Source organism: Crossiella cryophila (assembly GCF_014204915.1).
Taxonomy (GTDB): Bacteria; Actinomycetota; Actinomycetes; order Mycobacteriales; family Pseudonocardiaceae; genus Crossiella; species Crossiella cryophila.
Genome location: NZ_JACHMH010000001.1, coordinates 3159165 through 3180303, shown reverse-complemented (window position 1 = coordinate 3180303; position 21139 = coordinate 3159165). Strand labels below are relative to the sequence as shown.

The window sequence follows — 21139 nt, the reverse complement described above, 5'->3', positions numbered from 1 at the left end:
CCATCAAGTGGTCCATCTACCGAAGTGGACTGGAATCTGGACAGGTGAATCAAGATCATGAGTGTCCATGCCCGACTACGCGCCGTCCACGACCTCAGCGTGCCAAGGGCCAGGGAGGTCGCCGGGCTGCACGGCTACGACGGCCGCGTGCAGGACCTGTCCGCGGCCGGGGTGCGGCGCGGCCTGACCTCGCTCGGCCAGGGCGACCGCGCGACCGACTCCGACGACGAGATCCGGCTGCGCGCGGCCGAGCAGTCGCTGCGGATCCGCCTCGGCGACCTGGCCCGGCACCGCGCCGACCCGCTGCTGCACGTGGCCAACCTCGACCTGGCGGGGTATGACAGGGAATATGCCTCGGCCTGGCAGCGCCGGATCGCCCGGCAGGCCCACCTGTGGCAGTGGCCGGACGTGGTCTCCGCTGCGGTGGAGACCCTGGACCAGGTCAGCGCCCCCGCGGCCCGCGCCGCTTACCCCGCCGCCCGCGGCCTGGCCGACCTGGTCCGGGACGACGACCACGGCGCGGGGCCCGCGCGGGCCGCGATCGCCCGGCTGGTCGAGCACCTCGGCGCGGCCGCCCAGCACGGCGAGCCCTCCGCGGCACTCGGCGGCCCGGCGCTGACCCGGCTGCTCGCCGCCGACGAGGCCATCGACGTCGACCTGACTGAACTGGCCGAACGCGCCGACGCCGAACGCGACCGGGTGCGTGCCCTGCTCGATGAGTCCTGCCGCCGCATCGACCCGCTCGGCAGCACCAAGGCCACCATGAAGACCCTGCTCGCCGACCGCCCCAGCGCGGACGAGCTGCCCGCCTGGACCAGGGCCACCGTGCTGGAGGTGCTGGACTGGGCCGCCAGGCTGGGCCTGCCCGGCGATGGCACCTGCCTGGTCGGGCTGGTGCCGCCGTCGCGGCCGTGGGAGGTGGCCACCATGACCGGCGCGGCCCCCGCCGAACCGGACGGGCCGAGCTGGTTCCGGGTCAACCCCGGCAATCCGTCCTGGACCGCGGCCCAGCGCCGGGACTGGCTGAGCATGTTCGCCCGGCACGCGCTGCCGGTGATCGCGCTGCACGAGGTCGCCCCCGGTCACTTCACCCACAGCCGGGCGCTGCGCGAGGCCACCACCGAGGTCCGCCGCACGCTGATCCACGACGGGTTCAGCGAGGGCTGGGCGCACTACGTGGAGGAACTCGCGCTGGAGGAGGGCTTCCGGGACGGCGATCCGCGCTTCGCCGCGGCGGTGGCCAGGGACGCGCTGCTGCGGGTGACCAGGATGGCCTGCGTCATCGGTCTGCACACCGGCACGATGACCCAGCAGGAAGCGGTGCAGCGGTTCAAGGTGGACGCCTTCCTGGCCGGTCCGGCCGCCGAGACCGCGGCGAACCGGGTCGTGCTCAATCCCACCGGCATCTGTTACACCTGGGGCAAGCTGCTCATCCGCGACCTGCGCGACCGGGCCCGCCAGGAGTGGGGCGCCGGGTTCTCGCTGCACCGCTTCCACACCGCGCTGCTCGGCCTCGGCTCGCCGCCGCTGGGGCTGCTCGGCACCGCGCTGCGGGCGGGCTGACATGCCGACGCCCGCCGTGCTGCTCGGGTTCGTCGCGGCCACCATCACGCTGGTGCTGGTGCCCGGCCCGAACCTGGTCTACATCCTGACCCGCTCGCTCACCCAGGGCAGGCGGGCCGGATTCCTCTCCGCGCTGGGCGTGGAGGCGGGCACCCTGGTGCACGTGCTCGCGGCCGTGGCGGGGGTGTCCGCGCTGGTGGCGGCCTCGCCGACGGCCTTGATCGCGGTGCGCCTGGCGGGCGCGGCCTACCTCGTCTACCTGGCGGTGCGCACCCACCGCCAGTCAGCCGGCCTGGACCTGACCTCCGGGGTCGGGTCCAGGCCGGTCCGGCTGTTCCTGGACGGGGCGCTGATCAACGTGCTCAACCCCAAGGTGCTGCTGTTCTTCCTGACGTTCCTGCCGCAGTTCGTCCCGGCCGGGGCCGATCCGGTGACCACCCGCACGCACCTGCTGGTGCTCGGCGCGGTCGGTTTCGCGGTCGCGCTGGCACTGGACCTGGCCTACGTCCAGCTCAGCGCGCCACTGCACCGGCTGCTCACCCGGCGCCCGCGATTCGTTGGGTGGCAACGGGATCTGGCCGTCATCGTCTACCTGGGACTGGCCGCCTACACCGTGCTGACGGTCTAGCCGCGGCTCACTCGGCGCGCAGCAGGTCCAGCGCGGCCTGCAGGTCGGCCGGGTAGTCGCTGCTGAACTCCACCCACTGCTCATCAGCGGGGTGGTGGAAGCCCAGGGTGCGGGCGTGCAGCCACTGCCGGGTCAGCTCCAGGCGCTTGGCCAGCACCGGGTCCGCGCCGTAGGTCAGGTCGCCGACGCAGGGGTGCTTGAGCGCGGAGAAGTGCACCCGGATCTGGTGCGTGCGCCCGGTCTCCAGCTTCACATCCACCAGCGAGGCGGCCCGGAACGCTTCCAGGACCTCGTAGTGGGTGACGCTGGGCTTGCCGCTGGCGACCACGGCGAACTTGTAGTCCTGCCGGGGGTGCCGGTCGATCGGGGCGTCGATGGTGCCCCGGCTCGGATCCGGGTGGCCCTGCACCAGGGCGTGGTAGCGCTTCTCCACGGTGCGTTCCTTGAACGCCCGCTTGAGCCAGGAGTAGGCGTGCTCGCTCTTGGCCACCACCATCACCCCGGTGGTGCCCACGTCCAGCCGGTGCACCACGCCCTGCCGCTCGGCCGCGCCGGAGGTGGCGATCCGGATCCCGGCGCCGGCCAGCCCGGCCACCACGGTCGGACCGGTCCAGCCGGGGCTGGGGTGCACCGCGACGCCGACCGGCTTGTCGATCACCACGATGTCGTCGTCCTGGTAGAGCACGACCATGCCGTCCACCACCGCCGGGACCACCACGACCGGGTGCTCCGGCTCGGGCAGCGTGATCTCCAGCCACGAGCCGGCGATCAGCCGGTCGGACTTCCCGGCGGGCTGACCGTCGAGCAGGACCCCGCCGTTCTCGGCCAGGCCGGCCGCGATCGTGCGGGACAGTCCCAGCAGCTTGGCCAGGCCGGCATCAACCCGCATGCCGTCCAGGCCGTCCGGAACTGGCAGGGTCCTCTGGTCACTCACGCGTTTTCCTCCACCGTGGCCTTGGCCTTCGTCTCGTCTGCTCTGTGCTTCGCGACCCGCCCGTCGTAGTCGACGCCGAACAGTGCCAGCAACACCAGGAGCACGCCGCCGCTGACGATGGCCGCGTCGGCGATGTTGAACACCGGCCACACACTGCCATCAGGGGCGAACAATGACAGGAAGTCCACCACATGGCCCTCGCCGAAGCCGGGCGGGCGGGTCAGCCGGTCGGCCAGGTTGCCCGAGGCGCCGCCCAGCACCAGCCCGATGCCCAGCGCCCAGCCGGTGGAACGCAGCCGCGGCGCGAAGGCCAGGATCGCCAGCACCACCACCGCGGTGATCACCGTCAGCAGCCAGGTCTGCCCGGGGAACAGCGAGAACGCCGCGCCCGGGTTGTGCAGCAGCACCAGGTAGAGCGCGCCACCGGCGAGGCGGACCGGCGGCTGCCCGTCGAGCGCGGCGACCGCGAGGTCCTTGGTGATCAGGTCCGCCGCGAAGACCGCGATCGCCACCAGGGCGAAGGGCACCAGGCGGCGGGGCGGCTTGTCGTCCGTGCTCACCGCCCCATTGTCCCGCACTCCGGGACCAGGGCTTACTCAGCCAGCCCCGGCCCGTCGCTCAGCTCGCCACGAACGGCGGCAGCGGCCGCGGGTCGTTCACCGGCGCCCAGCGCCCGTCCACGATCTGGTACTTCCAGCCCGGCCCATGCGCGACCAGCTCACGCAGCGCGGCCAGCACCCGGTCGATGTGCTCGGCGGTGGTGCCCAGCCCCAGGCTGATCCGCACCGCGCGGTCGGTGTCCGACCCGGCCTGGCCGAGCAGTCGCCGGGTGGCGATGTGCGCGCAGAACGCGCCGTCGCGCACGCCGATGCCGTGTTCGGCCGAGAGCACCGCGGCCACCAGACCGGGGTCCTGGCCGTCGAGGGTGAAGCTCACCACGCCGACCCGTTCCTGGGCCGCGCCGAAGATGGACAGCTCGCGGAAGCCGGGGATGGTGTTGAGCCCGGCCCGCAGCCGGGTGAACAGCTCGGTCTCGTGCGCGATCACCGCGTCCCAGCCGTGCTGGGTGATGGTCTGGCAGGCGCTGGCGAAGGCGTGCACACCCACCACGTTCGGCGAACCGGCCTCGTGCCGCTCGGGCGCGGGCGCCCAGCCGACGCCGAGGTGGTCGCCCCAGTCCACCACGTGCTTGGTGGCCCCGCCGCCGACCAGGTACGGCTCGGCCACGTGCAGCCAGTCCGCCCGGCCGACCAGCGCGCCGCTGCCGTAGGGCGCGTAGAGCTTGTGCGCGGAGAGCACCACGTAGTCCACGTCCAGGGCCTGGATGTCCACCGGGCGGTGCGGGGCGAGCTGCGCGGCGTCCAGGGCGATCCGGGCGCCGAAGCGGCGGGCCACCGCGGCCAGTTCGCGCACCGGCCACAGCTCGCCGGTGACGTTGGACGCCCCGGTCAGCACGACCAGCCGCGCGCCCTCGGGGGTCTGCTTGAGCGCGTCCTCCAGGGCGCGGACCGCGCCCTGCGGGGTCTCCGGGGTGGCGATCCGGGTGACCCGGGGGCCGCGCCAGGGCAGCAGCGCGGCGTGGTGGTCGGTGTCGAAGGTGACCACGCTGGCACCGCGCGGCACGCTGCGGGCCAGCAGGTTCAGCGCGTCGGTGCTGTTGCGGGTGAACACCACGACGTCGGTGGCGTGCGCCCCGACGAACTTGCGCACCACCTCCCTGGCCTGCTCGTAGACCTTGGTGCACACCTGGGAGGCGAAGCCGGCGCCGCGGTGCACGCTGGCGTAGTAGGGCAGCAGCTCGTCCACGGCGTCGCGGACCGCGGCCAGACACGGCGCGCTGGCCCCGTGGTCGAGGTTGGCGTAGGTCACGCGCTCCCCGGTGACCAGCGGGACCGTGGTGTGCGCGCCGACCACGGCGGGCACGACCGGGACAGCAGCGGTGGTGACAGCGGGTGCGGTGACCGCGGGGGTGGTCTGCGCCGGGATGACAGCGAGCGACATACAAGCCTCCAGGATCCGGATCGGACCTGCTGGGAGGCCCGCGCTTGCCCGTCGCACCTCACGACGGACCAGGTCCTCACCCGGAGCACCCCACCGCGGTAGGAGGGTTGCCGACCAGCGAGCCGGGGCTTGTTGCTGGTACTCATGACCTTGGCCTCGAAGCTAGCCGACGACCCGAGGACTTGGGAAGCCCCCTTCCAGATACCGGGAAAGCCGCCGATCCGCGCGGCCCGCCGAACGGGCATCTGATCGGGCACCGGTTGGGGCGATTCCGCACCGGTCACCGAGTTGATATTTCTTCCCGGTCTAGCCTGACCGAACCGGTCGACAGGGCCGGGAACTCCACCGCAGGGGGCTGTTATGGAGAAAAGCAGCACGAGCAGAATTCGGCGCGGCTTTGTGCGATTAGCCGTGGCCACGATGATGATGAGCAGCGCGGTCCTTGGCGCCGCGGCCGTGGCGCAGGCCGCGCCCGCCGAGCCGCCGATCCCGGCCGAGATCGCGCCCGCGGGTGTCACGGCGAAGCTCGCGGCACCCGGTCGCGTCGCCGCCTCGCCACTGCTTTGCACTGGTCACGCGGTCGAACACGGCAACTGGAACAACGCCGATCCGAACGCCACCGGTATCGCCAGGGCCGAGCTGCGGGACTGCCAGTCGGTCACCGTCTGCGAGGGCTCGATCTGCCGCATCGTGCACGACGCGGGCTGGACCATGCGCCTGTTCGGCAAGTGCTCGCCGACCAACTGCGACTGGGGCTGGAGCAATTCCGAATTCCGCCAGGCCGCCGGTCACATCCACGCGTTCTACGACCACGGATTCGCCAAGCGGCACGTCTGGGCGAAGATGTCGCAATACCGTCCTGGTCAGCTGGGATTGTCTGGAGAACCGATTTTGTCGATCCGAACCGGCCGGACTACGAAGTGCAGGAATGGTTCCACCGCGGCTGATGCCGGAGTGACGAACAGCACCGGGACGGCCCGCCGACGGGCCGTCCCGGTCACCGCGCTCAGACCCGGAATCGCCCAGGCAGGGTCACGCTGAACCCGTCGCTGACCCGCTCCGCGCGCCCGGAGTACTGCTGCGCCCCCGCCCGGATCCGCCACGCCCCGAACACCTTGCCGTCCACCGGCACCCCGACCTCGGCCGCCACCCGGGTGCTCACCTCTTCATAGGACAGCCCGCTCCAGTCCGCTGCCGTGCTCGGCGCCGCGTTGAGCTGCCACAGCGTGAAGTGCACATGCGCCCCGCTGCTCGACCCACCACACGGCAACGCGTTGCCGGTACGCCCCAGCGGCGTCCCCGCGGCCACCTCCTGCCCGTCCTGAACCTGGATGTCCTCCAGGTGGTAGTACCCGGTACGCCACCCGTCCGAGTGATCCACGGTCACCCAGTCGCCACCGGAACAGCTCTGCATCCGCACCGTGCCGGCCGCGGCCGACCTGGCGATGCCGTCGCTGGGCGAGAAGTCGATCGCGTTCTTGACCCCGCTCTGCCCGTTGTCCGAGTGCACCCCGGCCGAATAGGTCTGCTGACCAGTGGCGAAGGGCAGCCCGAGCACCGGATCGGCCACCGGCGCGGCCACCGCGACCGGCGCGAGCAGCAGGCCACCGGAGAGCAGCGCGGCCGCGGCCAATAACCAGGTGGAACGGCGGTTCCCCGACATGTTGACTCCTTACAGGGGGCACCCTTTCGGGTGAAGGAGTTCATGAAGGTAGCCAGTTGGGCGCGGACCGTCAGGCCCCAAACGATGTCCGCCAAATGGAGCAGAGGAGCGTCATGCCGACCTTCGACGGCCGGGAGATCGAGGTCATCCAGTTCAGCGACCTCGCGGGCGAGGAGTGGGTGTACGAGTTCCGCGACCCCGCCTGGGACCCCAACTCCACCATGCTGGCCATCGCCGTCCCGGACGCCGGGACCTGGGCGGACGCGGTGGTGAGCATCAACCCGCACAAGGGCGACCTCCCGCTCCGCTTCCTGGAGTGGGCGGTGCGGATCGCCGCGGAGCGGGAACGGCCTGCCGAGGGTTGAGCGGCCTACCAGGGCAGGGGCTGGCCGTGGCGGTAGAAGCCGCCGGTCGGGCCGCCGTCGGCCAGCCGGACCGCCCAGGCCACACTCGCCGCGCCCGCCGTCACCGGCCCGCCGCCCGGCCCGCCCATGTCCGTGGCCACCCACCCCGGGCACACCGCGTTGACCAGGAAGTTCTCCGCCCGCAGCTCCGCGGCCAGGATGCGGGTCAGGGCGTTGAGGGCGGCCTTGCTCGTCGAATAGCCGGGCGTGCCCGCGCCGAGTTCGCTGATCGAACCGGCCTCGCTGGAGACGTTCACGATCCGCGGGTGCGCGCTGCCGCGGAGCAACGGCAGCAGCGCGAGGGTCACCTGCCAGGCGCCGAACAGGTTGGTGTCGAAGGCTTTCCGGACCCGGGACAGGTCGGCGGTGCTGGCCAGGGCGTCGGTGTCGTAGTCGACGGCGGCGTTGTTGATCAGCACGTCCAGGTGGCCGTGGTCGGCCTGGAGTTCGGTGGCCAGGCGGGTGATCGAGGCCGGGTCGGACACGTCCAGTTGCCGGGGCTCGGCGTTCAGCTCCGCGGCGGCGGCGCGGATCGCGTCCGGATCGCGTCCGGGTCACGGCCGGTCATGATCACTCGGTCGCCCTCGGCGGCGAGCAGGCGGGCGGTGGCCAGGCCGATGCCGCGGTTGGCGCCGGTGATCAGCACGATGCGGGACATGGCCGCCATTCTGCCCGGGTCCGGCGGCCGGCTGGCGACAGCCGAAAACGGGTTGGCGCTGGTGGCAGACTCGGACTCGATGAAATACGTGATCGTGCGCTACGAGGACTACGGCTCCTACGGCGCCTACAACCACTGCGCGGACGCCTACCTGGACGTGCTGCCGACCCTGGCCGACCAGCTCCCGCCCGGCGCACGGGCCTTCGCCACCGACCCGGACCACTACGACTTCCACGGCAAGCGGTGCGTCAAGGACCTCAAACCCGTCGAGACCCGCACCGAGGGCGACCAGCTCGTCCTCGAACTCCGGCACAACTGCTGGAAACACGACGCCGACCTGGTGCTGCGCTACACCGGCGTCACCGAGTACACCGTCGACCCGCCCGGCGAGCTGCCGAGCGAGGTGCGGCTGGACGAGCTGCTGCCGCACGAGCAGGGCGTGCGGCACGAGTTCGTGTGTGTGGGCGGCTCGATCGTGGTGGTCGCCGCGGACGTGACCGCGGCATGGACACCCACCGACTGCACCGGCTAGCCGGTGGCAGACTCGACCGCGATGAGATACGTGATCGTGCCCGTGGACGACAGCTCCTCCTGGATCGACCCGGAGGCATACCTGGCCGTGCTGCCCACCCTGGCCGCCGACCTGCCGCCGGGCGCACGTGCCTTCGCCACCGACCCTGAGCACTACGACTTCTCCGGCAAGCGCTGCGTGAAGGACCTCAAACCCACCGAACCCCGCACCGAAGGCGACCAGCTCGTCCTCGAACTCCGGCACAACTGCTGGAAACACGACGCCGACCTGGTACTGCGCTACACCGGCGTCACCGAGTACACCCTCGACCCGCCCGGCACCCTGCCCGGGGACCTGATGCTGGACGAGCTGCTGCCGGACGCGCGCGGGGTGCGGCACGAGTTCGGCTGTGTCACCGGGACGATCGTGGTGGTCGCCGCCGACGTCACCGCGGCCTGGGTGCCCACCGCCTGCACCGGCTAGCTCTCCCCGCGCTCGCCGCGCCAGCGGGCGTAGCGGCCGGCCCGGTCGATGGCGCGGATGCGTTTCTCCGCCTCGTCCCGCGCCGTCTCGGTGCTGACCACCAGCAGCTGGTCGTCGAACTGGAGCCGGGTCACCGGTTGCGGGGTGAAGCCCTTGCCCTCCCGGACCACCAGGCTCACCGTGGCGCCCGCGGGCAGGCGCAGTTCGGAGACGTAGACGCCGTGCAGCTTGGAGCCCTCGGGGATGCGGATCTGCAGCAGCTCCGCGCCCAGCTCGTCCAGCGGGCCGGCGTCGACCTGGACCTCCTGCAGCTCCCCCCTGCGCACCAGGCCCAGCCAGCGGGCCAGTGCGGGCAGGGTGCTGCCCTGGATCAGGGTGAGCAGCACGACCAGCACGAACACCACGTCGACCAGGGTCTGCGCGCCTTCCACGCCCTGGGTCACCGGGATCATGGCCAGCACGATGGGCACCGCACCACGTAGCCCGGACCAGGCCAGGAAGGTCTGTTCCCGCCAGGGCAACCGGAACGGGGTGGCGGAGAGGAACACCGAGAGCGGGCGGGCCACCAGCAGCAGCACGCCACCGGCCACCAGCGCGGGCACCAGCACGTGCAGCAGCCGGGACGGCGAGGCGTAGAGGCCGAGTAGGACGAACAGGCCGATCTGGGCCAGCCAGCCCAACCCCTCGGCGAAGGAGAGCGTGTCGGAGCGGTGGGGCAGCCGGGCGTTGCCGAGCACCAGCCCGGCCACGTAGGCCGACAGCAGGCCCGCGCCGTGCACGCCCTGGGCGGCGGCGTAGGCCAGCACGCACACCCCGACCGTGGCCAGTGGGTAGAGACCGGTGGCCGGCAGGGCCGCCCGGCGTAACGCGAACGCGCCCAGCCAGCCCAGCGCGATGCCCACCGCCGCGCCCATGGCCAGTTCGTAGACCACCAGCGCCGGGGTCCACCAGCTCCACGGATCGGTGCCGGCCAGCAGCACCACGGCCAGGTACACCGGCGCGTCGTTGAGGCCGGATTCCAGCTCCAGCGCGCCCGCGAGGCGTTTGCTCACCCCGACCGAGCGCAGCACGCTGAACACCGCGGCCGCGTCGGTGGAGGAGAGCACCGCGCCCCACAGCAGCGCGGTGCGCCACTCCAGGTCCAGGATCAGGTGCAGCAGGCCGCCGGTGACCGCGATGCTCACCCCAACGGCCACTGTGGACAGTGCGATGCCCAGGCCCAGCGCGGGTTTCACCGCGGTCCAGCGGGTGGTGAGGCCGCCCTCGGCCAGGATCAGCACCAGCGCGGCGATGCCGAGGGACTGGGTGAGACCGGCGTCGGAGAACTGGATGCCGAACCCGGCCTCGCCGATGACGAGCCCGATTCCCAGGTACAGCAACAAAGACGGTAGGCCGAGCCGGACGGACACGCGCACGGCGAGCACCGCCACCAGGAGTACCCCGGCGCCGATTCCGAGCACGGTCGTCAGGTCGGTCATAGGGCGCCTCCGGACTCAGACTAAGACTCTGCTGTGTCCATTGTGGCTGCTCAGCACCGATTTTTCGGTAATTGCGATGAATTATGCATGACTCTATGCCCGGAGGTGCTCGCCGGGATAGGCTTGGGGAATCCCCCTCCGCCGGTTCACGGCCACCCGGAACCCCTTGCGGGCGGCCGGTTTCGGCCGGGTCACGGGAAAACTCCGGTCAGTTCTGCCTGCTGAGCAAGGCGGCCATGGACTCGTCCAGATGGGCGCGGCGCTGTTGCTTCGTGCTGGGCATGGCGGCCGGGGCCATCCGGAACAGGTGCGCGTGCCCCAGGTACGCGCTGTAGGCCAGCACCGCCCGCCTGCGGGCCTCCGCCTTCGCGAATCCGCACTGGCCGAAAAGTGTTGTCAGGTAAGTGATCCGGCGCTGGGTGACCCGGTCAAGCACCGGCCGGATCACCGGGTCCTCGCCCGCGGCGAGCAGGGCCAGCTCGACCGCGTTGCCGCACGGGTGGTCCAGCACCCCGGCGAAGAGCAGCCGGAGCCGCCGGGCCGGGTCGGGTTCCTGTTCCGCCAACGTGATCACGGCTTCGGTGTGTTCCTGTTCCCAGCGCGCCAGGGTGGCCACCAGCAACGCCTCCCGGTTGGCGAAATGCCAGTAGGCACTGCCCTTGGTGGCGCCGACCCTGGCCGCCAGGGGTTCGATGGCCACCGCGGCCAGTCCGCCCTCGGCCAGCGCGGTGAGCGCGGCGGCGGTCCAGTCGGCGCGGGTCTTCCTGAGCTTGGCTGGCACGACCATACGGTAGCGTACGGTCGTGCCGGCCAAGTCGGATCAGGACTTCGTGACGGCGACCTTGACCGCGGTGCCCTCACCCACGCTGCCCGCGAACCCGCCGTCCCCGGCCGGACCGTGGGTCAGCGAGCGCGCGAGGGTCTCCGCGGTGATGAACTCCACGAACGCGGTGACCGCCGGGACCACCTCGGCCGGGACCTCCACGGTCAGTTCGATCCGGTCGGAGACCTCCAGTCCCGCCTCGCGGCGGGCCTGCTGGATCACCCGGACCAAGTCGCGGGCCAGGCCCTCGGCGGCGAGTTCCGCGGTCACCTCGGTGTCCAGCACGACCAGGCCGGAGCCGCCGGGCAGCGCGGCCGCCGCACCGGGGTCGGAGGAGACCAGCCGCTGCTCGTACTCCGTGGGCAGCAGCTCGATCCCGGCCGCGACCACCGCGCCGGTCTCGCTGGTGGTCCACTCCCCCGCCTTGACGGCCTTGATCACCTTCTGCACGTCCTTGCCCAGCCGCGGCCCGCAGACCCGGGCGTTGACGGCCAGTTCGACCCGGCCGTGCGCGGCCACGTCGGTGGTCAGCACCACGTCCTTGACGTTGACCTCGTCCCGGATCAGCTCCTTGAACGGGGCCAGGTCGTCGGCGTAGGGCGCGGCCACCACGAGCTTGGCCAGCGGCAGCCGGACCCGCAGCTTGTTCGCCTTGCGCAGGGACAGCGCGGTGGAGCAGACCTGCCGCACCTCGTCCATGGCGGCGACCAGCTTGTCGTCGGCGGGCAGGTCGGCCACCGCCGGGTAGTCGGTCAGGTGCACCGAGCGCGCTCCGGTCAGGCCGCGCCAGACCGCCTCGCTGGTCAGCGGCAGCAGCGGCGCGACCACCCGGCAGACCACCTCGAGCACGGTGTGCAGGGTGTCCACCGCGTCCTGCTCACCGGCCCAGAACCGTTCCCGGGAGCGGCGCACGTACCAGTTGGTCAGCACCTCCAGGAAGTCCCGGACGGACTGGTGCGCGGTGGCCAGGTCGTAGCCGTCCAGCGCCTCGCGCACCGAGCGCACCAGGTCGTGCGTCTTGGCCAGCACGTACCGGTCCAGCACGTGCTCGCTGTCCACCCGCCAGGTGCCCTCGACCCCGGCCGCGTTGGCGTAGAGGGACAGGAAGTACCAGGAGTTCCACAGCGGCAGCACGGCCTGGCGGACCGCGTCCCGGATGCCGCGCTCGGTCACGCTCAGGTCGCCGCCCCTGGAGACCGGGCTGGCCAGCAGGAACCAGCGCATGGCGTCGCTGCCGTCGCGGTCGAAGACCTCCCGGACGTCCGGGTAGTTCTGCTTCGACTTGGACATCTTCTGGCCGTCATCGCCCAGCACGGTGCCGTGCACCAGGCAGTTGCGGAAGGCAGGCCGGTCGAACAGCGCGGTGGCCAGCACGTGCATGGTGTAGAACCAGCCGCGGGTCTGCGCGGTGTACTCGACGATGAAGTCGCCGGGGTAGTGGTTGTCGAACCACTCTCGCCCGGGGGTGTGGGGGTGTCCCCCACTGTCACTGTCGAACGGGTAGTGCACCTGGGCGAAGGACATCGAGCCGGACTCGAACCAGCAGTCCAGCACCTCGGGCACCCGGCGCATCATCGACTTGCCGGTCGGGTCGTCCGGGTTGGGCCGGACCAGGTCGTCGACCACCGGCCGGTGCAGGTCGTCCGGGCGCACGCCGAAGTCGCGCTCCAGCTCGTCCAGCGAGCCGTAGACGTCCACCCGGGGGTAGGCCGGGTCGTCGGAGGTCCACACCGGGATCGGCGAGCCCCAGAACCGGTTGCGGGAGATCGACCAGTCGCGGGCGTTCTCCAGCCACTTGCCGAACTGGCCGTCCTTGATGTGCCCAGGCACCCAGTTGATCTGCTGGTTCAGCTCGACCATCCGGTCCTTGAACTGGCTGACCGCGACGAACCATGACGACACCGCGCGCTGGATCAGCGGGCTCTCGCAGCGCCAGCAGTGCGGGTACGGGTGGTTGTAGGTCTCGTGCCGCAGCAGCACGCCCGCTGCCTTGAGGTCGCGGATGATCGCCTTGTTCGACTCGAAGACGTGCTGACCGGCATACGGCGGGACCTCGGTGGTGAACTCGCCGCGGCTGTTCACCGGCACCACCGCCTCGATCCCGGCGGCGTCGGTGACGAGCTTGTCCTCCTCACCGAAGGCGGGCGCGATGTGCACGACACCGGTGCCGTCCTCGGTGGTGACGTAGTCGGCGGCCAGCACCTGGTGCGCGCGCTCGCGCCCGGCGAAGAACGGGAACACCGGCGTGTACTTCCGGCCGACGAGGTCGGACCCCTTGTAGCGGGCCACCACGTGCTCGGCGGCGTCCTCGCCCAGCTCACGGGCGTAGGCGGCCAGCCGGGCCTCGGCCAGCAGGTAGCGCTCGCCCTCGTGCTCGACGGTCACGTAGTCGACGTCGGGGTGCACGGCCATGGCCAGGTTGCTCGGCAGCGTCCACGGCGTGGTCGTCCACACCAGGGCCAGTTCGCCGGTCTCCAGCCGCATGCCGACGGTGACCGCGGGGTCCTGCCGGTCGCGGTAGACGTCGTCCATCTTGGTCTCGGTGTTGGACAGCGGCGTCTCGCAGCGCCAGCAGTACCAGAGCACCCGGAAGCCCTCGTAGACCAGGCCCTTGTCCCACAGCGACTTGAAGGCCCACATGACGCTCTCCATGTAGGGGAGGTCCAGGGTCTTGTAGTCGTTGTCGAAGTCCACCCAGCGGGCCTGCCGGGTGACGTAGTCCCGCCAGTCGCCGGTGAACTGCAGCACCGAGGCGCGGCAGGCCTCGTTGAACTTGTCGATGCCGAGCTGCTCGATCTCGGACTTGTGCGTGATGCCGAGTTCCTTCTCCACCGCGAACTCCGCGGGCATGCCGTGGCAGTCCCAGCCGAAGCGGCGCTCGACCCGGCGGCCCAGCATGGTCTGGTAGCGCGGCACCACGTCCTTGACGTAGCCGGTGAGCAGGTGGCCGTAGTGCGGCAGGCCGTTGGCGAAGGGCGGGCCGTCGTAGAAGACGAACTCGTTGCGGCCCTCGTCCCCGGCCGGGCGGTTCTCGATGCTCGCCTCGAAGGTCCGGTCGGCGGCCCAGTAGGCCAGCACGTCCTGTTCCAGCACCGGGAAGGACGGCTGGGCGGGCACGCCTGCCGCGCTGTCGAGTTCGACCTTGGGGTAGGCCATGACGGGGATGCTCCTCGCGTGCGGTCGTCGGCTCGTACGGGCTCACGCCCACACGGGGACGACGCGCCGTCGCCGGCGCTCCGCGGTACCACCCCGCTTGCCGGCCTGCCCGGGAGTTCTCCCTGGCGGACCGGCCTCTCGTTTCTCGGCTGTGACGGGCCGTCCCGTCCGGTTCTACTGAGGCGGCGGACCGCCCGTTCTTCCGGAGGCTCCCCGGTGATGTCCGGATCAGCGCCTGTGTGTCAAGGGTAACTCGACTGGCAAATCGGATCCCGGCCACCCGCTCCGGGCCGCGACGCTAGGCCATACAGGTTGCCAAACCCGTTGTGCTCCCCCGAATGGGGTCACTGTGGGTGAGTTGGTACTACTTAGGCAACTTGAGATTGATCAGGCGGGTGTGACTTGGACGATGCGGTGGACTCAGCGGGCGCGATCGGCCCGGTGCGCTGCCGCCAGTCCGCGGTCCGGCCCGCAGCGCCCGCAGGGGGTGAAGCCCAGTTCGCGGGCTTCCCGCACGGGCAGTCGCAGCGTGGCCGAGCCGGTCAGCCAGGTGCACTCGGCCAGGTGGTAGCGCGGGTGCTCGTCGACCACCCGCACCTCGGCCTCCAGCGCCGCCACGATCAGCAGATCGGCGGCGTCGGTGTCCTCCTCGCCCGGATCGGCGGCGGTGCCGCCGGTGAGCGCCCCAGAGCCCGTGGACGGCTCAGCCGGGGACACCGCCTTCACAGCGGCATCCCCGGCTTCCTCGTCGTCCTCAGGCCCGGTTACGACCTTCTCCCGCGCGGCGCCAGCCGCCCCGGTGTGTTCTCCAGCGTCCGGACGGCCGACTTCCCCATCAGCAGCCGGGTCCGGATCCGCGGCGAGCGCCCGTCGTCGGCGCAGGAGCCAGTCCGCGAACAGCAGCAGCGCGGCTGCCACGCTCGCGACGACCGAACCCCACGCCCAGGCGGTCACCCCGGAGACCAGGGCGGTGACCAGCAGCCCGAAGGCGGCCAGCACCAGCAGCAGGACCAGGTACAGCACCTGACCTACTCCCTACCGCTCGGGATCAGCCGGCCTCGGCCGCACGGGTGCCGAAGGTGTAACCGGACTGGTTGGCCCGGCTCTCCGTCGGCGCCGCGGGGGCCGCGGAACCCTGGTCGATCAGTTCCTGCAGGCGGGACTCCAGGAAGGTCTTCAACCTGGTGCGGTACTCACGCTCGAAGGTGCGCAGCGTGTCGAGCTTCTTCTCCAGCGCGTTCTTCTCCTGGGTGATGGAGCCCATCACCTCGGTGTGCTTGCGCTGGGCGTCCCGTTCCAGGGCCGCGGCCTTCTCCCTGGCCTGACGCTCCAGGGTCTCCGCGCGGGTGCGCGCGTCGTTGAGCATGGTCTCGGCACGCGTGCGCGCCTCGTTGACCATGCTGTCCGCCTTGGCGCGCGCCTCGGAAAGGAGCTGCTCGGACTTGGTCCGGGCCTCCGAGAGCATGCCGTCGGACTCCGCCTTGGCCTCACCGGTGAGCCGGTCGGCCATCTCCTGGGCCAGGCCCAGGACCTTGGCGGCCTGCACGTGGTGGTCGCCTCCGGGGGAGGTCTGCTCCATCACGCTGGGCGGGGGCACGGGGGTGAGGCGGCGCGGCTCGTCGACCGCGCGGACCGGGGAGTGCCCGCCCGCGACAGTCTTGTTCCGTGCGTCCTCAAGCTCAACGCGGGCGTTGCCGAGTTGGCTGTCGAGCTGTTCGACCTGCTGACGCAGGTCGTTGTTCTCCTCGATCAGCCTTGCCAGCTCGGCCTCGATGAGGTCGAGGAAGGCGTCAACCTCGTCCTCGTTGTAGCCCCGCTTGCCTATCGGCGGCTTGCTGAACGCCACATTATGAACGTCGGCGGGGGTCAAGCCCATCAGATCACCTCACGCACTCGGGGCTGCCTTTCGATCCCGGTCCCCGTCACGAGATCGGCACCAGCCGCATCAGGATGAACACGACCAGCAGCAGCACCATAATCGACAAGTCCAGTCCGATGCCCCCGATTCGTACCATCGGGATCACCCGACGGGCCAGTGAGACCGGGGGGTCGGTCACTGTGTAGATGGTCTCCAGCGTCACCGCAACCCCGCCGGCCGGTCGCCAGTCCCTGGCGAACGATCGGACGAGCTCGACGACCACCCTGGCGGTCAGAAGCAGCCAGAAGGCGAAAAGCAGGTAATAGGCGATGACCCAGACCGGTAGCACGCCTCCACTCTGCCACTTTCTAGCTCTGACTGAAGTAGCCACCCTCCGCCAGGCGCCTGCGATCCTCCGCGGTGACGTCGACGTTGGGGGGTGAGAGAAGGAACACCTTGTTGGTGACCTTGTCGATATCGCCGCGCAGCGCGAAGGCCAGACCGGCGGCGAAGTCGACCAGACGGCGCGCGTCGGCGTCCGCCATCCCGGTCAGATTGATGATCACCGGGGTGCCCTCGCGGTAGTGCTCGCCGATGGTCCGCGCCTCCAGGTAGCTGCGCGGGGCCAGGGTGGTGATCCGGCTGAGCGGGTGCGAGGGGTGCTCGATGACCGCACGGGTCCGCGGTGCGGGCTCGTGCTGGGGCTGTGAGTCCACGGCGAGCGCGCCGCGGGTCTGGGGGGTGCTGGACACGCTGGCCGTCGACGTGGTGGCCGCCCAGGGCCTGCGCGTGCGCGCGGGCTCCGGCTCGGGCTCGTAGTCGTCGACGTCCTCGACCAGTTCCGGCCGGTAGGTGCCGAACCGGCGCCTGCGCGAGCCCCGCTCGGGGTAGGACTCGTACTCGGCGTCGGCGTAGCGGCGGTCGTCGTAGTCCCGGTCGCCGTACTCGTCCGCGTACTCGCGGCTGCGGCCGCGGTAGCGGTCGTCCTCTTCGGCGGCGTACCGGTCGACTTCGTCGGCGGGGACCATTCCGAAGTAGGCCTTCAGCTTCTGGAGCGCGCTCATCGCCAGCCCTTCCTACTTCTGGTCGACCTCACCCACCGTGGCCTCCGCTTCCACGGCTTAGGGCGAGGTTAGCCGCCGTCCGCCGAGCAACGAGGTTCCGACACGCACACAGGTCGAGCCGTGGTCAATCGCCGCTTCCAAGTCCCCGCTCATACCCGCGGACACCACGACGGCACCTGGATGCTCGTCCCTTAGACGCGCGGACACCTCAGCGAGTTCCCCGAAAGCGTCATGGGGATTACTACCTAGGGGTGCGACGGCCATCACACCTTTCAGGTTCAGTTCACCCGATCGCGTGATCTTGGCCACCAACTCAGCGAGTTGATCTTGCGGAACCCCACCGCGATGTGGATCACCATCCAGGCTCAGCTGCACGAGCACGTCCAGCGGGGCCTCCCGCTCCCCCTCGGCACGGGCCTTGGCGACCGCGTTCGCGAGGGCTTCGGCGAGCCGGACGCTGTCCACCGTCTGGACTACGCCGGCCCAGCGCAGCACAGCGCGTGACTTGTTGCGCTGGAGCCGCCCGATGAGGTGCCAGCGCGGGTGGATCCCGGCCGCGGCGAGTTCGGCGGCCTTGGCGGCCGCCTCCTGCTCCCTGGACTCGCCGAACTCGGTCAGTCCCAGCTCGGCCAGCAGCGCCGCGTCCGAGGCCGGGAAGTTCTTGGTGATCGGCAGCAGCTGGACCTCGCCAGGGTCCCGCCCCGCCTTGGCGCAGGCGGCGTCGATCCGCTCCCGGATCTCCACCAGCGCCGCGGCCAGCTCGTCCCGCCGCTGTTGCCCGGTCAACTCGCCGGTCATCACGCCTCCACCCAGACGACCGAGGCGAGGCGGCCGGTGTTGCCGTCGCGCCGATGGCTGAACAACGTCTTGTCCTCGACCGTGCAGCGCGGGTCGAGTCCGATCTTGGCCACCCCCGCGTCGGCGAGCTGCTGCCAGAGCCCGGCGCGCAGGTCCAGCCCCGGGGTGCCCTTGCGCGTGCGGCAGGCCGCCCCGGGCAGGTGCGCCCCGACGTCGTCCTGCATGGCTTGCGGGACCTCGTAGCACTCCCCGCAGACCGAGGGCCCGAGCAACGCCTCGACCCGGTCGATCCGCGCGCCTGCGGCGTCCATGGCCCGCAGCGCGGCAGGCACCACGCCCACCCTGGCGCCGACCCGGCCCGCGTGTACCGCGGCCACCACGCCCGCCTCGGCGTCGCCGAGCAGGACGGGGACGCAGTCCGCGGTCAGGGCGACGAGGGCGAGTCCCGGCTCGGCGGTGACCAGGGCGTCGGTGGCCTCGGCCGGGTTGGCCTGGGGGCCGGTCACGGTGGTGACGGTGCGGCCGTGCACCTGTTCCATCCAGGCCAGGCGATCCTCGGCCAGACCGATGCCCTCGGCGAGCCGCTTGCGGTTGGCGCTCACGGCCTCGGTGGCGTCACCGACGTGATCGCCGAGGTTGAACGACTCGTACGGCGCACGCGAGGATCCGCCCGCGCGCGTGGTGATGACACGACGAATACGCACGTCCCGAACGTTAGCGCGCTTGCCCGGCCACCCCACACGGAGTGTTGGCCGTTCTTGTACGCCGTGTTGGCCGTTGTCGTACGGGGTGTTGGCGGTTGTGGGACGGGTTGTGGCAAGAGCGAAGATCAAGAGCGTCCTCGCCGGACGGGCAGAAATCAAAGGATGGGGGGAAAGTCAAGAGCAGAGAGCAGTGCTCGTACGGTTCCCCCATCCCCGTCAGCCTTCCGATACCAAACCACATCCCGGGCACGCAGACCGTGCGGTTGGGAAGCTAGGGCGGCGGCAGGTTGCGGTCTGCGCACCCGGGATGCGGTGTGTCCTCTCCAGGCTGACGGGGATGGGGGAACCGCTCGGGGACTGTTGAAAAGCCACCCCGGCTGCTTGTGCTCGGGCTCCGCCCGGTCGCGGCGAGTCGGAACCGCCTAGCCGCAGCGTTCCCGGGCTTCGCCCGCCTGCCCCCAACGCTCGCCGCTCCGGGCTCCGCCCGCCCGGCGTCCCACAACAGCCAACGTGGTGTCCCAGAACGGCCAACACTCCGTACCAAAGCGGCCAACACGCGGGCTGGGGTTTCAAGCTCCCGGCGTGTTGGCCGTTCTGGGACGGTGTGTTGGCCGTTCTCGTACCGGGTGTTGGCCGTTCTTGTACGCCGGGTTGGCGGTTGTCGTACGCCGGGTGGGCGGGTCCTGCCTCTGACTCGGCTGTCTTCCGGGTCCGGAACTGCCCGGCTGTCGTGAGGGGCTTCCCCGTCCGTCCATAACGGCCAACACGCCGTTCGCTGGCAAGCAAAAGGGCCGCCCGGGGGCGGCCCTTTTGGGGTTGGGTGGGTTAGCGGCGCATGAAGGGGGGGACGTCGACCTCGTCGTCGTCGGGCTCGTCGGTTACCGGGACTGAGCGGGACGGGAGGCCGCCGCCTAGGCCGGAGTTGACCGGGGGGAGGCCGTGTACGCCGGTGCGTGGGGGGAGGGGGTTCATGGGGTTGGTCGGCTGGTGCTGGTGGGGCTGGGGGGCCGGGGGTTGCTGGACCGCCGGCTGGGGCGCGGGCTGCGGCTGCGGGGCGGGCTGGTAGCTCGTGTGCGGCTGCGGCGCGGGCTGGTAGGTGGGCTGGGGTTGCGGCGCGGGCTGCTGCTGGGGCTGCTCGGGCTGCTGCTGGGGGGTGCCGCCGAGTTGGCCCGCGGTGGCGGGGGCCACGGGGGCACGGGAGGTGACCGGGGCGGGTTCCAGCTTCTTGTGCGTGGGGGTGCCGCCGTCGAACCCAGCCGCTATTACCGTCACGCGGACCTCGTCGCCGAGGGAGTCGTCGATCACCGTGCCGAAGATGATGTTGGCTTCGGGGTGGGCGGCTTCCTGGACCAGCGAGGCCGCCTCGTTGATCTCGAACAGGCCCAGGTCGGAGCCGCCCGCGATGGAGAGCAGCACGCCGTGCGCGCCTTCCATGGAGGCTTCCAGCAGCGGCGAGTTGATCGCCTTGCCCGCTGCCTGGACGGCGCGGCCCTCGCCGCGGGCCGAGCCGATGCCCATCAGGGCGCTGCCCGCACCGGACATGACGCTCTTGACGTCGGCGAAGTCCAGGTTGATCAGACCGGGGGTGGTGATCAGGTCGGTGATGCCCTGCACACCGGAGAGCAGGACCTCGTCGGCGGAGCGGAAGGCGTCCATCAGGCTGACGCCGATGTCACCGAGCTGGAGCAGCCGGTCGTTCGGGATGACGATCAAGGTGTCGCACTCGTTGCGCAGTGCCTGGATGCCGTCCTCGGCCTGCTTCGCCCTGCGCTTGCCCTCGAAGGAGAACGGGCGGGTGACCACGCCGATGGTCAGCGCGCCGAGCTTGCGGGCGATCGAGGCGACCACCGGCGCACCGCCGGTGCCCGTGCCACCGCCCTCGCCCGCGGTCACGAAGACCATGTCGGCGCCCTTGATGACCTCTTCGATCTCTTCGCGGTGGTCCTCGGCGGCACGCTGGCCGACCTCGGGGTTGGCGCCCGCACCGAGACCGCGGGTCAACTCGCGGCCGATGTCGAGCTTCACGTCGGCGTCGGACATCAGCAGTGCCTGGGCGTCGGTGTTCACCGCGATGAACTCGACTCCCTTGAGCCCAACCTCGATCATGCGGTTCACCGCGTTGACGCCGCCGCCGCCGATTCCGACGACCTTGATCACCGCGAGGTAGTTGTGCGGGGGCGTCATCGGGTCCGCCTTCCTGATCGTGGCTGTGTGTTCCTGTGCTGTGGCTCGCGGGTCTGGACCGTCGCCACCCGGCGCCAGCCCCGTCTCGAAACCCTCAGCCTCAACTGTCGGTTGAGAGTTATGTCAACCCCTGACCATCGAACGGGACGTTATGCACCGTCGGTGTTCTCCGTCCAGCAGCCACGCCGAGTGAACCCGCACACGTAACCCACGGCGGAAAGCCGTGGGC

At 71.0% G+C, this 21139-nt stretch carries 22 protein-coding genes and 1 riboswitch; of the genes, 6 read left to right on the top strand and 16 right to left on the bottom strand.

The features are described from left to right. Nucleotides 1-57 precede the first annotated feature (57 nt). Both HNR67_RS14835 and HNR67_RS14830 read left to right on the top strand, forming a co-directional pair. Nucleotides 58-1563, top strand: coding sequence for a DUF885 family protein (locus HNR67_RS14835; RefSeq protein ID WP_185002601.1), 1506 nt, complete (start codon nucleotides 58-60; stop codon nucleotides 1561-1563). A 1-nt stretch (nucleotide 1564) separates the two neighbouring features. Next, nucleotides 1565-2191, top strand: a complete 627-nt coding sequence (locus HNR67_RS14830) for a LysE family translocator (protein ID WP_185002599.1) — start codon at nucleotides 1565-1567, stop codon at nucleotides 2189-2191. A 7-nt stretch (nucleotides 2192-2198) separates the two neighbouring features. On the opposite strand, the gene HNR67_RS14825 is transcribed toward HNR67_RS14830, so the two are convergent. From HNR67_RS14825 to HNR67_RS14815, 3 genes are read right to left on the bottom strand one after another with little or no spacing between them, the layout of a single operon-like run. Continuing rightward, nucleotides 2199-3080 (bottom strand): RluA family pseudouridine synthase, encoded by an 882-nt coding sequence (locus HNR67_RS14825; protein WP_185010668.1) that lies wholly within the window; start codon nucleotides 3078-3080, stop codon nucleotides 2199-2201. Between the two features lie 41 nt (nucleotides 3081-3121). Beyond that, a complete protein-coding gene (gene lspA, locus HNR67_RS14820) occupies nucleotides 3122-3685 on the bottom strand; it encodes a signal peptidase II (protein ID WP_312987284.1) in 564 nt (187 codons plus the stop codon). A 58-nt stretch (nucleotides 3686-3743) separates the two neighbouring features. After that, on the bottom strand, nucleotides 3744-5126 hold the full coding sequence (locus HNR67_RS14815) for an aminotransferase class V-fold PLP-dependent enzyme (RefSeq protein ID WP_185002598.1): 1383 nt from the start codon (nucleotides 5124-5126) through the stop codon (nucleotides 3744-3746). A 35-nt stretch (nucleotides 5127-5161) separates the two neighbouring features. Continuing rightward, nucleotides 5162-5276: riboswitch (SAM riboswitch) on the bottom strand. Between the two features lie 261 nt (nucleotides 5277-5537). Between HNR67_RS14815 and HNR67_RS14810 the strand changes: the two genes are divergently transcribed. Continuing rightward, nucleotides 5538-6167 (top strand): hypothetical protein, encoded by a 630-nt coding sequence (locus HNR67_RS14810; RefSeq protein WP_185002596.1) that lies wholly within the window; start codon nucleotides 5538-5540, stop codon nucleotides 6165-6167. Here HNR67_RS14810 and HNR67_RS14805 read toward each other — a convergent pair. Further along, entirely contained in the window at nucleotides 6133-6789 is a 657-nt protein-coding gene (locus tag HNR67_RS14805; RefSeq protein WP_185002595.1) for a M23 family metallopeptidase, read from the bottom strand. The two genes, HNR67_RS14810 and HNR67_RS14805, sit on opposite strands and share 35 nt — an antisense overlap. Before the next feature lie 113 nt (nucleotides 6790-6902). On the opposite strand from HNR67_RS14805, the gene HNR67_RS14800 reads away from it, so the two are divergent. Further along, entirely contained in the window at nucleotides 6903-7154 is a 252-nt protein-coding gene (locus tag HNR67_RS14800; RefSeq protein WP_185002593.1) for a hypothetical protein, read from the top strand. A gap of 5 nt (nucleotides 7155-7159) precedes the next feature. Here the strand turns inward: HNR67_RS14800 and HNR67_RS14795 are convergent, their stop codons facing one another. Both HNR67_RS14795 and HNR67_RS45655 read right to left on the bottom strand, forming a co-directional pair. Beyond that, the gene (locus HNR67_RS14795; protein WP_312987281.1) at nucleotides 7160-7678 is read right to left on the bottom strand and encodes an SDR family NAD(P)-dependent oxidoreductase; all 519 of its coding nucleotides are present in this window, start codon (nucleotides 7676-7678) and stop codon (nucleotides 7160-7162) included. Nucleotides 7679-7701: 23 nt separating this feature from the next. After that, nucleotides 7702-7851 carry an SDR family NAD(P)-dependent oxidoreductase gene (locus tag HNR67_RS45655; RefSeq protein ID WP_281403235.1) on the bottom strand — a complete coding sequence of 50 codons (150 nt, stop codon included), beginning with the start codon at nucleotides 7849-7851 and terminating at the stop codon, nucleotides 7702-7704. Nucleotides 7852-7930: 79 nt separating this feature from the next. Here HNR67_RS45655 and HNR67_RS14790 point away from each other — a divergent pair, with 79 nt between their 5' ends. Together HNR67_RS14790 and HNR67_RS14785 are read left to right on the top strand one after the other, a co-directional pair. Beyond that, nucleotides 7931-8383, top strand: a complete 453-nt coding sequence (locus tag HNR67_RS14790; protein WP_246492511.1) for a hypothetical protein — start codon at nucleotides 7931-7933, stop codon at nucleotides 8381-8383. A gap of 21 nt (nucleotides 8384-8404) precedes the next feature. Next, nucleotides 8405-8845, top strand: coding sequence for a hypothetical protein (locus tag HNR67_RS14785; RefSeq protein ID WP_185002592.1), 441 nt, complete (start codon nucleotides 8405-8407; stop codon nucleotides 8843-8845). Here the strand turns inward: HNR67_RS14785 and HNR67_RS14780 are convergent. The 10 genes from HNR67_RS14780 to ftsZ form a co-directional block, all read right to left on the bottom strand. Next, a complete protein-coding gene (locus HNR67_RS14780; RefSeq protein WP_185002591.1) occupies nucleotides 8842-10323 on the bottom strand; it encodes a potassium/proton antiporter in 1482 nt (493 codons plus the stop codon). The genes HNR67_RS14785 and HNR67_RS14780 overlap by 4 nt on opposite strands. A 208-nt stretch (nucleotides 10324-10531) precedes the next feature. After that, nucleotides 10532-11104: a TetR/AcrR family transcriptional regulator gene (locus HNR67_RS14775; RefSeq protein WP_312987278.1), complete on the bottom strand. Its 573-nt coding sequence runs from the start codon at nucleotides 11102-11104 to the stop codon at nucleotides 10532-10534. Between the two features lie 39 nt (nucleotides 11105-11143). Beyond that, entirely contained in the window at nucleotides 11144-14302 is a 3159-nt protein-coding gene (gene ileS / locus HNR67_RS14770; RefSeq protein ID WP_185002587.1) for an isoleucine--tRNA ligase, read from the bottom strand. A gap of 420 nt (nucleotides 14303-14722) precedes the next feature. Then, the gene (locus tag HNR67_RS14765) at nucleotides 14723-15325 is read right to left on the bottom strand and encodes a hypothetical protein (protein ID WP_185002586.1); all 603 of its coding nucleotides are present in this window, start codon (nucleotides 15323-15325) and stop codon (nucleotides 14723-14725) included. Nucleotides 15326-15350: 25 nt separating this feature from the next. Next, nucleotides 15351-16178: a DivIVA-like cell division protein Wag31 gene (gene wag31 / locus HNR67_RS14760; RefSeq protein ID WP_185002584.1), complete on the bottom strand. Its 828-nt coding sequence runs from the start codon at nucleotides 16176-16178 to the stop codon at nucleotides 15351-15353. A gap of 46 nt (nucleotides 16179-16224) precedes the next feature. Then, entirely contained in the window at nucleotides 16225-16509 is a 285-nt protein-coding gene (locus HNR67_RS14755; protein ID WP_185002583.1) for a YggT family protein, read from the bottom strand. A gap of 19 nt (nucleotides 16510-16528) precedes the next feature. Beyond that, nucleotides 16529-17224 carry a cell division protein SepF gene (locus tag HNR67_RS14750; RefSeq protein ID WP_185002582.1) on the bottom strand — a complete coding sequence of 232 codons (696 nt, stop codon included), beginning with the start codon at nucleotides 17222-17224 and terminating at the stop codon, nucleotides 16529-16531. 57 nt (nucleotides 17225-17281) lie between these two features. Continuing rightward, complete coding sequence (locus HNR67_RS14745) at nucleotides 17282-18022, bottom strand: YggS family pyridoxal phosphate-dependent enzyme (RefSeq protein WP_185002581.1); 741 nt, start codon at nucleotides 18020-18022, stop codon at nucleotides 17282-17284. Then, nucleotides 18022-18726 (bottom strand): peptidoglycan editing factor PgeF, encoded by a 705-nt coding sequence (pgeF, locus tag HNR67_RS14740; protein ID WP_185002580.1) that lies wholly within the window; start codon nucleotides 18724-18726, stop codon nucleotides 18022-18024. The genes HNR67_RS14745 and pgeF overlap by 1 nt, the downstream gene beginning before the upstream one ends. A gap of 825 nt (nucleotides 18727-19551) precedes the next feature. Beyond that, nucleotides 19552-20910 carry a cell division protein FtsZ gene (gene ftsZ / locus HNR67_RS14735; RefSeq protein WP_185002579.1) on the bottom strand — a complete coding sequence of 453 codons (1359 nt, stop codon included), beginning with the start codon at nucleotides 20908-20910 and terminating at the stop codon, nucleotides 19552-19554. Between the last annotated feature and the right edge of the window lie 229 nt (nucleotides 20911-21139).